6 protein-coding genes are annotated in these 13,059 nt (G+C 71.5%); 2 read left to right on the forward strand and 4 right to left on the reverse strand.

Annotation, left to right across the window (positions count from 1 at the left end; translation table 11 throughout):
* Window positions 1–124 precede the first annotated feature (124 nt).
* The 3 genes from ACWEOI_RS01550 to ACWEOI_RS01560 all read right to left on the reverse strand — a co-directional run bounded on the left by ACWEOI_RS01550 (window position 125) and on the right by ACWEOI_RS01560 (window position 9,564).
* Complete coding sequence (locus ACWEOI_RS01550; protein ID WP_452358672.1) at window positions 125–7,471, reverse strand: amino acid adenylation domain-containing protein; 7,347 nt, start codon at window positions 7,469–7,471, stop codon at window positions 125–127.
* A 210-nt stretch (window positions 7,472–7,681) separates the two neighbouring features.
* Window positions 7,682–8,662 carry a LuxR C-terminal-related transcriptional regulator gene (locus ACWEOI_RS01555; RefSeq protein ID WP_433670598.1) on the reverse strand — a complete coding sequence of 327 codons (981 nt, stop codon included), beginning with the start codon at window positions 8,660–8,662 and terminating at the stop codon, window positions 7,682–7,684.
* A gap of 62 nt (window positions 8,663–8,724) precedes the next feature.
* A complete protein-coding gene (locus ACWEOI_RS01560; protein WP_433670597.1) occupies window positions 8,725–9,564 on the reverse strand; it encodes a peptidoglycan DD-metalloendopeptidase family protein in 840 nt (279 codons plus the stop codon).
* Between the two features lie 198 nt (window positions 9,565–9,762).
* On the opposite strand from ACWEOI_RS01560, the gene ACWEOI_RS01565 reads away from it, so the two are divergent.
* Together ACWEOI_RS01565 and ACWEOI_RS01570 are read left to right on the forward strand one after the other, a co-directional pair.
* On the forward strand, window positions 9,763–10,806 hold the full coding sequence (locus ACWEOI_RS01565) for a nitronate monooxygenase (protein WP_452358673.1): 1,044 nt from the start codon (window positions 9,763–9,765) through the stop codon (window positions 10,804–10,806).
* A 57-nt stretch (window positions 10,807–10,863) separates the two neighbouring features.
* Window positions 10,864–11,256: an SCO5389 family protein gene (locus tag ACWEOI_RS01570; RefSeq protein WP_433670595.1), complete on the forward strand. Its 393-nt coding sequence runs from the start codon at window positions 10,864–10,866 to the stop codon at window positions 11,254–11,256.
* 51 nt (window positions 11,257–11,307) lie between these two features.
* On the opposite strand, the gene ACWEOI_RS01575 is transcribed toward ACWEOI_RS01570, so the two are convergent.
* The gene (locus ACWEOI_RS01575; protein WP_452358674.1) at window positions 11,308–12,990 is read right to left on the reverse strand and encodes a protein kinase domain-containing protein; all 1,683 of its coding nucleotides are present in this window, start codon (window positions 12,988–12,990) and stop codon (window positions 11,308–11,310) included.
* Between the last annotated feature and the right edge of the window lie 69 nt (window positions 12,991–13,059).

Raw genomic sequence — 13,059 nt, forward strand, 5'->3', positions numbered from 1 at the left:
ATAGCCATTCGTGATGGCTACCAACGGCGCCGACGGGAGGTGAATTCCGCCGGCGCCGACGCGGTCCGGGGGGACCGCTCTGCACGAGGGCTACCGCGACGCGAACGCGGCAGCGTCGTCTCCGCTACTCCGGCGGCACCGTCCCATCGGCCGGTAGCACCGCCACGGTGGCGGTCTGCGCCCACGGCTCGGCGGCCGCGGTGGGGGCGTCGAGCACGACGGCCCGAAGATCCTCGAGCGGGGCCGGATCCAGCTCGCCGAGGCGATCGGCCTCGGCGAAGACGTGAGTGACCCACTCGTCGGCGAGCACGTCCGACAGTTCCGCGCCGGGCTCGGCGGGCACCAGCACCACCGACGCCCCGACCGCTCCGGCCGCGACCGCTTCGATCATGGCCAGCGCGGAATCCGCGGCGCCGTGATGGAAGGTGCGCGATTCGAAGGTGAGGTCCAGGCCGCGGGCGCGGTCCACGGCGGCGGCCAGCTCGTCGTAGGTGAGCGTCCCGTCCGCCGACGTGCGGGCCCGGTCGTCGCCGCGCAGCGCGCGAATCCGGTTGGCGTAGGTGACCGGTCGCGCCGATTCGGCCGCGACCTCGGCCGCGGTCTCCGGATCGTCGAGCACCACCCAGTCGATGCCGCGCACGCCCTCGGGCGCGCGGCCGACGGTGATGCCGACCTTCACGTCCTGGCCGGGCGTCTCGGCGGCGGCGAACGGCACCATCATGGTGCCTGCCTTGAGCACCGCCCAGATGGCGACCACCTGGTCGACGCCGCGGTCCAGGCGCAGCACCACTCCGGTGCCGGGTCCGCTGCCGCGGGCGATCAGCACCCGGGCCAGCCGCGAGGAGCGGGCGTCGAGTTCGGAGTAGGTGAGCGCCTCGTCGCCCCACACCAGGGCGGGGCCGTCCGGGTCGTCCTCGGCGGCGGTGGTGAGCAGCTGGGACAGCGCCGCACCGCGCACGCCGAACCCGGCCGGTTCCGGCGCGGACTGCGACATCGCCTGCACCGCAACAGATTCCGCGGCGTCGAGCAGTTCGATGTCGCCGACTGCCAGCTGCGGGTCGGCGGCGACGGCGGTGAGCGTCCGTTCCAGCGCCCGCCCGAACGACGCCATCGAGAATTCCTCGAACAGATCGGTGTCGTAGTTGAGGATGACGGCCAGTTCACCGGTCGCGCCGTCCACGCCGGGGCGCGGTTCGACGCTGATCTGCAGATCGAATTTGGCGGTGGCCAGGGCGGTGTCGACGGCGGCCACGGTCAGGCCCGGCAGTTCCAGCACCGGGGTCTCGGTGTTCTGCAGCGAAAGCACTACTTGGAGCAGCGGATTCGCGGTGGTGCGGGCGGTGAGCTCGGAGACCCGTTCGAACGGGATGTCCGCGTGCGCGAACGCCGACAGGTCGGTCTCGCGGGCTCGCTCGACCAGCTCGTCGAACGACGCGGCCGGATCCACCCGGGTCCGCAGCGTCAGCGTGTTGACGAACATGCCGACCAGATCGTCGAGCGCGCGTTCGCCGCGGCCCGCGACGGCGGTGCCGAGCACCACGTCGGCGCTGCCCGAAAGCCGCGACAGCCAGGCCGCCACCGCCGCGTGCACCACCATGAACAGTGACGCGTTGTGCTGGCGCGCCAGGCGATTCAGGCCCGTGTGCACCTGCGGCGACAGCGTGAAGTCGAGCAGCGCGCCGCGCATGGACGCTACCGCCGGACGCGGCCGGTCCAGCGGCAGCATCGGACGGTCGGGCAGTCCGGCCAGCTGGTCGCGCCAGAACGCGATCTGCGCGGCGGCCGCCGAATCGGCGTCGTCCTCGAGACCGAGCGCGGCCCGCTGCCACACCGCGTAGTCCGCGTACTGCACCGCGAGCGGCTGCCAGGCCGGGGCCTCGCCCGCGGCGTGCGCCAGGTACGCGGTCATCAGGTCGCGGGCCAGCGGCGCCATGGAGGCGCCGTCGGCGGCGATGTGGTGGGCGACCAGGACCAGCAGGTAGTCGTCCGGGTCGTCGCCGGTGATGAGCCGTACCCGCACCGGAACCCGCTGCGCCACATCGAATCCCGTGCCGACCAGCGCGCCGATCCGGCCGCCGATATCGCCGGCCCGCTCCACCTCGAGACCGTGCGGCAGCACGTCGGCGACCGAGAGGATCTCCTGGAAGGCGGGCCCGCCCGGCGTGGTCTCCGGGTAGCGGGTACGCAGCACCTCGTGGCGGGTGAGCACGTCCTCGACGGCGTGGCGCAGGGCGGGCACGTCGAGCGCGCCGGTGAGCCGGATGACCATCGGGATGTTGTAGACGGGGGAATCCGGGTCGAGCTGGTTGAGCACCCACATGCGCTGCTGCGCCAGCGACAGCGGAACGCGGGCGGGCCGCTCCCCCGCCACCAGCGCCGGCCGCGCCCCGGCGCCCGCACCCGGCACGATGCGCGCCGCGAGTCCGGAAACCGTTGCGGTCTCGAAGATCTCGCGCACCGCGACGGTGGTGTCGAGGGCGGCGTTGATCCGCGCCACCGCCCGGGTCGCGATGAGCGAGTTGCCGCCCAGCTCGAAGAAGTCGTCGTCCGCGCCGACCCGGTCGGCGCCGAGCAGCTCGCCGAACACCCCGGCCACGATCTCCTCGATCGGGGTCGACGGGGCGCGGAAGCTCTTGGCCTCGAACACCGGCGCCGGGAGCGCCTTGCGATCCAGCTTGCCGGAGGCGTTGAGCGGGAACTCGTCGAGCACGACGATCGCGCTCGGCACCATGTACGCCGGAAGCGACCGGGCCAGACCGGCTTTCAGCTCCTCGGGGGTGGTGTCGGCGGCGACGGCGTAGCCGACCAGCTGGTCGCCGGTGTGCGCGTCGGCGCGCACCACGACCACCGACTGCGCGACGCCCGGCTGCGCCAGCAGCGCGGCCTCGATCTCGCCCAGTTCGATGCGCAGACCGCGCAGCTTCACCTGGAAGTCGGTGCGGCCCAGGTACTCCAGCTCGCCCTCGGCGGTCCACTTCACCAGATCGCCGGTGCGGTAGAGGCGTTCACCGGCGCCGAACGGGTCGGCGACGAAGCGGTCCGCGGTCAGGTCCGGGCGTTCGACGTAGCCGCGCGCCAGCTGCACACCCGCCAGGTACAGTTCGCCCGCGACCCCGGCCGGGACCGGGTTGAGGCGGGAATCCAGCACGTAGACACGGGTATTGAAGACCGGACGCCCGATCGGCATCGACACCGTGTCGGCGTCGACGGCCTCGTGATAGGTGACGTCGACGGCGGCTTCGGTCGGGCCGTACAGGTTGTGCAGACGGGCCCCGGTCAGCTCGCGCAGCTGTCGCGCGGTCGGCGCGGGCAGCGCCTCACCGGAGGCGAACACCTGCCGCAGACCGCGGCCCGCGCGCGCCAGTTCGCTGTCGTTGTCCAGCGTGGCCACGAAGGCCGACAACATGGATGGCACGAAATGCGCGGTGGTGATGCGCTGTTCGGCGATGATCTGCGCCAGGTACACCGGGTCGCGGTGGCCGTCCGGCTTGGCGACCACCAGGCGCGCACCGGTCTGCAAGGGCCAGAAGAACTCCCACACCGACACGTCGAAGGTGGCCGGAGTCTTCTGCAGCACCGCGTCGTCGGCGGTCAGCGCGTATTCGTGCTGCATCCACACCAGGCGGTTGACGATGGCGCGGTGCTCGACGGCGACGCCCTTGGGGCGGCCGGTCGAGCCGGAGGTGAAGATGACGTAGGCGGCGTGCTCGGGGCGCAGCGGTCGGACGCGCTCGGCCTGGGTGATCGGCGCGCCGCCCAGGGCGCGCGCGGACGCCTCGGCCCGTTCGACCGACAGGGTGGCGACATCCCTTGCCCCGGCCTCGAATTCGTCCGCTTCCGCGATGAGCAGCAGTCGCGGCCGCGCGGTGTCGAGGATGTGGCCGATGCGGTCGGCGGGCTGGTCCGGATCCAGCGGCACGTAGGCCGCACCGGCCTGCAGCACCGCGTACATGGCCACGACCAGCTCGGTCGACCGGCGCAGGGCCAGGGCCACCAGCGATTCCGGCCCGACACCTTCGGCGATCAGCAGTCGCGCCAGGCGGTTGGCGCGCTCCGCGAGCTCACGGTAGGTCAGCGTCTCGTCCGCGAAGACCAGTGCGACGGCGTCCGGGGTCGCCACCGCCTGGGCGTCGAACCGCGAAACCAGGGTCGCCGCAGCGCCTTCGGGCAGCGTGGCCGCCACGTCGAAGCCGGTGGCGTTCCAGTCGGTCAGCACCCGCTGTCGTTCCCCGGCGGAGAACAGCGCCAGATCGCCGACCGGCGCGGCCGGGTCGGCGGTCAGCGCGGCCAGCACCCGCTGGAAGCGGGCGGCCAGTTCGGCGACCGTGGCGGCGTCGAAAAGGTCCATGGCGTAGGAGAACTCGGCGGCCATGCCGGTGGCGTGGCCTCGCTCGTCGAGCGATTCCTGCAGGGTGAGCTGCAGATCGAACTTGGCGAACGGGATCTCCAGGTCCGCGCCCGCCACCGTGAGGCCGGGCAGTTCCAGCCGGGTGGGGGCCATGTTCTGGAAGGTCAGCATGACCTGGAACAGCGGGTTGCGGGCCTGCGAGCGGGCCGGGTCCAGCAGTTCCACCAGGCGCTCGAACGGCACGTCGGCGTGGCCGAAGGCGCGCACGTCGTTCTCGCGCACCGCCGCCACCAGCTCGGTGAAGGAGGCGGCGGGGTCGATGTCGCTGCGCAGCACCAGCGTGTTGACGAACATGCCGATCAGGTCGTCGAGCTCGGCCTCGCCACGCCCGGCCACCGGGGTGCCGATGGCGATGTCGCGGGTGCCGGAGAGCCGGGCCAGCAGCACCGCGAGCGCGGTGTGCACCACCATGAACAGCGTGGTGTTGTGGGTCTCGGCGAATCGGCGTGCGGCCGCGTAGATCTCGTCGTCGAACCGGAAGTTGTGGTTGCCGCCGCGGTAGGAGGCGACGGCGGGCCGCGGCCGATCCCAGGGCAGCACCAGTTCGTCGGGCAGGTCGGCGAGGTTCTCGCGCCAGTAGGCGATCTGGCGGGCCAGCGGCGAGTCCGGGTCGTCCTCGCTGCCCAGCGATTCCCGCTGCCACACCGCGTAATCCGCGTACTGCACGGGGAGCGGGGCCCACTGCGGAGCGGCCCCGTTCATGCGCTGCGCGTACGCGGTGACCAGGTCCCGGGCCAGCACGCCGATCGAGACGCCGTCGGCGGCGATGTGATAGATCGCGGCGACCAGCACGTGCTCGTCGGGCGCGAGGCGCAGCAGGCGCAGGCGCAGCGGCGGCGCGGCGGTGACGTCGAAGCCCGCGCCGACCACCTCGGCGACCCGGTCGGCGATCTCGGCGGCATCGATCTCGGTGACCGGCAGTTCGGGCAGGGCCCGCGGGTCGGTGGCGGGCAGCACCTGCTGGAAGCCCTCGCCGTCGACCTCGGGGTAGATGGTGCGCAGCACCTCGTGGCGGGCGACCAGGTCCGCGGCCGCGGCGCGCATGGCGTCCACGTCGAGGGCGCCGGTGAGCCGCACCGCGAGGGGCATGTTGTCGACCGCGCTGTTCGGGTCGAAGCGGTTGAGGAACCACATACGCTGCTGCGCGAAGGACAGCGGCACCCGGTTCGGGCGGGGCAGCGAGCCGAGCGCGGGCCCGGTGGCGGCCGGGGCCGTCTCGCCCTCGAGGCGGCGGGCCAGTTCGGCCACGGTGGAGCCGTCGAACAGCACGTGCACCGGCACCCGCACGCCGAGGGCGGTGCCGATGCGGGCGGCGGCCTGGGCGGCGAGCAGCGAGTTGCCGCCGAGTTCGAAGAAGTCGTCGTCCGCACCGACCCGGGCGTCCGGATTGTCGGGAATCAGCAAGGCGGCGAACACGTCCGCGATGACTTCCTCGGCACGGGTCGACGGAGCCCGGAACTCGCGGGCCGCGAACACCGGCTCCGGCAGGGCATTCCGGTCCAGCTTGCCGACCGGGGTCAGCGGGATCTCGGCCAGCACCACGATGGCCGTGGGCACCATGTACGCGGGCAGCGACTCGCCGACGTGCGCGGCCAGCGCCGCGGTGTCCACGGTCACGCCCGGGCGGGGCAGCACGTACGAGACCAGGGCGGTCGCGCCCGACGGCAGCGCCCGGCCCAGGGTCGCGGCGAAATCCACATCCGGGTGCGCGCTCAGGGCATTGTCGATCTCGCCCAATTCGATACGCAGACCGCGGATCTTGACCTGGAAGTCGGAGCGGCCCAGATATTCGATGACGCCCGGCTGCTCGGATTCGGCCGGATTGCGGCGCACCAGGTCACCGGTGCGGTACAGCCGCGAACCCGGGCTTCCGGCCGCCTCGCCGAACGGGCTCACCACGAAACGCTCGGCGGTCAGACCGGGGCGGCCCTTGTATCCCTGCGCCAGTGCGGGTCCCGACAGGTACAGCTCACCGACCACGCCGTCCGGCACCGGCCGCAGCCGCGAATCCAGCACGTACGCACCGACACCCGCGATGGCGGCGCCGATGGTGATGGGCTCGCCCGGCAGCAGCGGAGCGCTGGAGGTGGCGAGAATGGTCGCCTCGGTGGGGCCGTAGCCGTTGAAGAAGGAGCGCTCATCGGTCGCCCAGCGCGACACCAGTTCCGGGCCGAACTTGTCACCGGCCACCACGACGGTGGTCAGCTCGCTGAGCCCGGCCGGGTCCACGGATTCCAGCGCGCCGGGCGTGATGAACACGTGGGTGACGCTCTCGCGGTCCAGCAGGTCGGACAGTTCCACACCGCCGAAGACACCGGCGGGCGCGATGACGAGGGTCGCACCCGCGGTGAAGGTCAGCAGCAGTTCCAGCACCGAGACGTCGAAGCTGGGAGAACAGACGTGCAGCACCCGCGAATCCGCGGAGACCGCGTAGTGCTCACGTTCGGCGGCAACCAGCCCGGCCAGGCCGGTGTGGGTGACCACCACGCCCTTGGGCTTGCCTGTGGAACCGGAGGTGTAGATGACGTACGCGGGGTGCTGCTCGGTGAGCGTGCCCACCCGGTCGGCGTAGGAGATCGGGTGGTCCGGGTGCGCGGTGACGCGCTGCTGCTGCGCCGGATCGTCGAGTTCGATCCAGGTGGCGGCGTCGCCCAGGCCCGCGCGGTACTCCCGGGTGGTCAGGCCCAGCACCGCGCCGGAGTCGGTGAGCAGGTGTTCGATGCGGTCGGGCGGGTACGCGGGGTCGACCGGCACGTAGGCCGCGCCGGTCTTGGCGATGGCCCAGACCGCCAGCACGGATTCGATCGAGCGGGTGATCCCGATGGCGACCATGTCGCCGGGGCCGACGCCGCGGGCGATCAGTTCCCGGGCCAGCTGCGAGGAGCGCGCGTCCAGCTCGCGGTAGCTGATCTCGCGTTGAGCGGCCGGATCCCCGGTCGGGTTGAAGCGGATGGCGATGGCGTCACCGGCGGATTCGACCGACGCGGTGAGCAACTGCCCGAAGAGTGGGCTGCCGGACCGACGCCGACGAGTACCGCGTGCTGTACGGCGGGCAGTATCCATACGCGTGCAATCACCTCTCGGGTTGGTCTTTTCCGCAGCCGAAGACACTCGGCGGACCCACGAAAACTGACGTCTGTTCCCGGGACGTCAAAAGGTCAGCGGACGAAAACAATCATATCGATGCTCGCGAAGTGCCCCGAGCAGCCATGCATGATGAATATCGCTGACCAGCGAGAAGTGTTGCTGTCAGGTGACTTGCGCCACAGACCCCTAGAGCCAGCCGCGGCGTGTCGCCTGCACTCCGGCCTGGAAACGGGTGCTGGCGCCCAGCCGTTCGAGCAGACTCGCGGTGCGGCGCACCACGGTTCGACGCGACAGGCCCAGCCGGCGCGCGATGGTGTCGTCGGTCGCGCCCATGCTCATCAGGGTGAGGATGGCCTTGTCCCGATCGTCGAGCGCCTCGGACGGGTTCACCGAGATCGGCGTGGCGGTCAGCCACAGCGCGTCGAAGGTCTTGACCAGCAGGTCCAGGGTCGGCGACGGGCCGACGCGGACACCCATGGGGTCGCCGCGGCGCTCGTCGGTGTGCAGCACCAGCACCGCGCGCCGATCGTCGGCGACGATCAGCTTCATCGGCGGGTCGGCGAGCGTACGCGCCTGCGCGCCAACGGCGTTGGTGGCCAGCACGTGGCGCAGCCGTTCCGGATCCTGGTAGATGGTCTCCTGGTACAGGGTCCGGTAGTCGATGCCGGCGGCGATGCGCGAGGTCTTGAGCTCGAACATCCGCTCCTCGGTCTCCACATCGGAGAGGAACGGCCCGCGTTCGACCACCTTCACGGTGGCGTGCGCGGTGTGCTGCAGGTCCTCGAAGTCGGCCAGCAGCTGGCGGCGCTCGTAGACGGCCACCACCGCGCCGTCGGCGTCGGTGGTGCGGCGCACCGAGCGGAAGGTCTCCCCCAGGCGCGCGGCGGCCGACTGCATGCGCAGCATGTCCTGATTACGGCGGCGAGTCTCGGCCTCCGACAAGGCTTCCGGGGCATGCGCGTCGAAACGCACCACGCCCTTGCCGTCGGTGAGCCGGACCACGGCCTCGAGCTGGCACAGCGCCTCCAGCGCGGTCTCGGCCACGCGGGGCGGCACGGTCAGCCGCTCGGCGACCTCGAGCACCGTCGAACGCGGGTGCTGAACCAGCACCGCGTAGGAACGGCCGTGCACGGAGGCAGGGTCGAAGAGTTCGTCCAGTGTCGTCACCGCACCCACCGGCAGACGCCGGTCCGGAAAACGCCCGGTCATCGCGGGGGCCGGTGAACGATCTACTGGTCCGGTCCCCACTGCTGCTGCATGAGAACGCCCTTGCTGGCTAGCCATGGCAGCGGATCCATCTTGTTGTCGGCGGCATCCCAGATCTCCAGGTGTAGGTGGGGACCGGTGGAGTTACCGCGGTTTCCCACGGAGGCGATCACATCGCCGGTGTTCACCCGCTGGCCCACATTGACGTACATGTCGTTGACGTGTCCATAGACCGCGGTGGTGCCGTCGTCCTGCTTGACGCGCACCCAGAGGCCGAAGCCCGAGGCCGGGCCGGCATCGATGACCGTGCCGCCCATCACCGAGTGGATGGGGGTACCGATCGGGTCGGCGAAGTCGATGCCGTAATGCATTGCGCCCCAGCGCATGCCGAAGCCGGAGGAGAGCTGGCCGTCGACCGGCTTCACCACGCCCGGACCCGGGTTGAGCTGCTGCTGAAGGGACTTCAGAGTCTGTTCGGCCTGCGCCAGCGGGGCGGAGATCTCCGGCGGCAGGTTCTGCAGGCCGAAGGGGGCCGGGTTCGGCGCGGGGGCCGCGACCGGGGCCGCGGGGGCGGGCTCGGCGATGGGGGCCGCCACGTCCTTGGCCTGCTTCAGCTCGGCGGTCGCCGCGACGGGGGCGATGTCCTCCGCGATGGTGGCGGCCTTCTCGTCGTGCGTGGGGAGCAGCGGAGCGGCGTGCGCGAGAGCGGGGACCAGCTGCGATCCGGTGCCGATGAGCGCACCGGCCGCGACCGCGAAACTGGCGGCGGTCTTGACCTTGTCGGCGGCGGCGGGCTCGGCCCGGTGCCGCCTGCGCGAGGTGACGCCAGTGCGGACAGCACCGGAATCACCAAGCAAATCCATGACTGATACGGAGTTCGCGGTCGTTCGGTGATGCGGCACTGCAAGTCCTAGCGTTCGGAGGGTCCGGTAACGATTCGGCATCGCTGTGATGGAAACAGTACTCGCTTGTGACCATTTCGCAACCTTCTGTGCGATAACGCCCGCTCGAGCACTCGAACCCTTGATCACAAACCGTAACCGAAAAGGCACAATGGTGAGATGGTTCTCGACGAGTTGCGTACGCCGATCGTCCTGGCACCCATGGCCGGGGGGCCGTCCACCCCGGAACTGGCCGCCGCCGTGACCGACGCGGGCGGGCTGGGCTTCGTTGCCGCCGGATATCTGCCCGCGAGTGAGCTGGCAGCGCGGATCGCCGCGACGCGGGCGCTCACCGCCGGCGCGTTCGGGGTGAATCTCTTCTATCCCTCCGAGCCGAGCCCGACCGATCGGTTCGATACATATGTGGGCGGCCTGGCCGCCGAGTTCCCCGTCGGCGAGCCCCGCTACGACAGCGACGACTGGGACGCCAAGCTCGACCTGCTCACCGCCGACCCCGTGCCCGTGGTGTCGACCACCTTCGGCTGCCCGTCCGCCGCCGAGATCGCGCGCCTGCACGCGGCCGGGACCGAGGTCTGGGTGACGGTCACGACCGTCGCCGAGGCGCGCGAAGCGGTGGCCGCGGGCGCGGACGTGCTGATCGCACAGGGCGCCAAGGCGGGCGGGCACCGCGGCGTGTTCGTCGACGATCCCGCCGACGACCTCACCGACCCCCTGGGCCTGCTGACCCTGCTGCAACTGCTGCGCGACGCCGTGGACGCCCCGATCGTGGCGGCGGGCGGCATCGCGACCGGCGCGGGCGTGGCCGCCGCGCTCTCGGCGGGCGCGGCCGCCGCACAGCTGGGCACCGCGTTCCTGCGCTGCCCCGAGGCCGGAACCGCGCCGGTGGTGCGCGCGGCGATCGTCACCGACGCCCCGACCATGCTGACCCGCGCCTTCACCGGCCGCCGGGCGCGCGGGCTGCGGAATCGATTCCTGGTGGAGCATCAGGACGCTCCGGTCGCCTACCCCGAGATCCATTACGCCACCGGGCCTTTGCGGGCGGCGGCACGGGCCGAGGGCAATGCCGACGCGGTGAATCTCTGGGCAGGTCAGGCGCATGCGCTGGCGCCGGAGCTACCGGCGGGCGAGCTGGTCCGAACCCTGACCGCGGACGCGAAAAAGGCTCTGGAGCGGGCACTTTCGTCGCGAATCCAGACTTATTGACAACGGATTCCATCTACAATCGGCTGACACCTTCCGCCATCCCATGAGGAGAGCGTTATGTCACTCGATGTACCCACCGCACTACTCGAGCGCGCCGAACGCGGTGAAGTCAGCGACGCAGAGTTCGTCGAATGCGTCCGCACCTCGCTGCCCTACGCCTACGAGGTCGTCAGCCGGGTAGCCGACGATCTGCGTTCCGGCACGGCGGAATACGCCGACAACACCATCGCGCCGCCGGACGAGACGGCCCGCGGTCAGCTGCTGCGGGCCATGGCCTCCGACGCCATTCGCGGCGGCCTGGAACGCCATTTCGGCATCAAACTCGCCTTCCAGAACTGCCACCGGGTCGCGGCCTTCCCGCTCGCCTCGGTCGGCGGCGACACCTACTCCACCTTCATCTCCACCCGGGCCCAGCTGCTCAACCAGAGCCCGGAACTGCGCAACTGCTGAGCGCCCCATCCGGATTCGGCGCGACCGCGACCCGGTCGCGCCGTTTCCGCGCTACCCCCGCGCCCGGAACCGGCGCACCTCCAGCACCGTCACCCAGATCGATCCCGCGAACGGCGCGACGAAGATCAGATACGCGATCAACGTCTCCAGCCAGTCGTCGAACCCTTCGGAGAACGTCACCGCCAGCACGCCGACGCTCATGATCCCGAAGAACAGCACGCCCACTCCGAGCACCGCCCACCACACCGGCTGCCACGGCCGAATTCCCTCCCGCCGCAACGGCTTCGCCACCGCACCGCCGAAACCGGCGGTATACGGCGACGCGAACCCCATCGCCCCGGTCATCGGCTGAGCCACCGGACCCAGGCCCGGCTGCCCCGCCGCACCCGCCGCGACCCCGCCCGGCAGCGGCGCAGCGCCCGAACCCATCACGCCGGGCAGCGGCGTAGTGCCCGAACCCATGGCACCCGGCAGTGGCGTTGCACCAGAGCTCATCCCGGGCGGGATGCCACCACCCACGCCCATGCCGGTCGGCGGAAGTGCCCCGCCCGCAGCGCTTCGACCGGGCGGCGGAGTCGCACCCGAGCCGATCCGGCTCGGCGGAGGTGCCGCACCGGCGTTCATCCGACTCGGCGGAGGTGTTGCGCCCGAAGGGGTTCTGGTCTGCGGTGACGGTCCGGCCGCTGAGCGGCCATAGGATGCCGGGCGCGGCCCAGGGCCTGGTGTCGAGTCAGGGCCTGGCGCTGAGCCGGGTCCCGAACCCTGGCCTGGGCTCGACCCGAGGTTCGCCGGTCTCGGGGGCGGAGTGTAGGGCGCGTACCGGGATGCGGGGGTGGGAGTGTGGCCCGGGAAGCCGTTCGCGCCATCCCATTTCGCGGTGGGTTCGGCCCGGCGGTGCGGGGTTTGACGCGGGGCCGGAGTGGATTCCAGCGCGGTGCGGGCGGCGGCGGCCAGCGCGCCCGCGGAGGGGAAACGGTGGGCGGGGTCCTTGGCCATGCCGCGCGCGATGACGGCGTCGAGGGCGGCCGGGACCCGGGGGTTGCGGTCGGCGGCGCGGGGCGGATCGGTGGTGAGGTGGGCGGCCATCTGCTGGACCGGGTCGGTGTGGGCGAAAGGTTTCGCGGCGGTGAGGGTTTCGTACAGCAGGCAGGCCAGCGAGTAGACGTCCGAGCGCAGGTCCTCGGTGCCGGAGTAGCGCTCGGGGGCCATGTAGGCCCAGGTCCCCACGGCCACACCGGTGCCCGTGATGGTGGCCTGGCCGACGCCGCGGGCGATGCCGAAGTCGATGAGATAGGCGAAGCCGTTCGGCAGGGTGAGCACGTTGGAGGGCTTCACATCCCGGTGCACCAGCCCGGCCTTGTGCGCGATGTCGAGGGCCTCGGCGACCTGCGAGACGAGTTCGACGGCCCGCTCGGGCGTCATCGCGCCGTCGGCGCGCAGGGTCTTGCCCAGATCGGAGCCGTCGATCAGCTCCATATCGATGTAGAGCCGGCCGTCGAGTTCTCCGAAGGCGTGGATGGGCACCACGTGCGGCCCGCGTAGTCGGGCGGCCAGCCGGGCCTCGCGTTCGAAGCGCCGCCGGTAGTCCTCGTCGGCGGCGAGTTCCGCGGGGAGCAGTTTGAGGGCCACGTCCCGTTCCAGCCGGGTGTCCTCGGCCAGCCACACCTGCCCCATGCCGCCGCGACCGAGCAGCTCGACGAGCCGATAGTGGCCGAGATTGCCTGCCCCCGGCACGTGCCCTCCCTAGCTCGACCGCGTACTGCGATGCTCAGCATACGGCGCGGTCCGCCGGAAGGGCAGGCG

It is taken from the genome of Nocardia sp. NPDC004340, assembly GCF_053602575.1.

What these genes read in the sequence shown, in the direction of transcription:
- ACWEOI_RS01570 (WP_433670595.1), top strand. Translation starts at nt 10,864, where the DNA reads ATGTCACTCGATGTACCCACCGCACTACTCGAGCGCGCCGAACGCGGT.
- ACWEOI_RS01560 (WP_433670597.1), bottom strand. Translation starts at nt 9,564, where the DNA reads ATGGATTTGCTTGGTGATTCCGGTGCTGTCCGCACTGGCGTCACCTCG.
- ACWEOI_RS01550 (WP_452358672.1), bottom strand. Translation starts at nt 7,471, where the DNA reads ATGGATACTGCCCGCCGTACAGCACGCGGTACTCGTCGGCGTCGGTCC.
- ACWEOI_RS01565 (WP_452358673.1), top strand. Translation starts at nt 9,763, where the DNA reads ATGGTTCTCGACGAGTTGCGTACGCCGATCGTCCTGGCACCCATGGCC.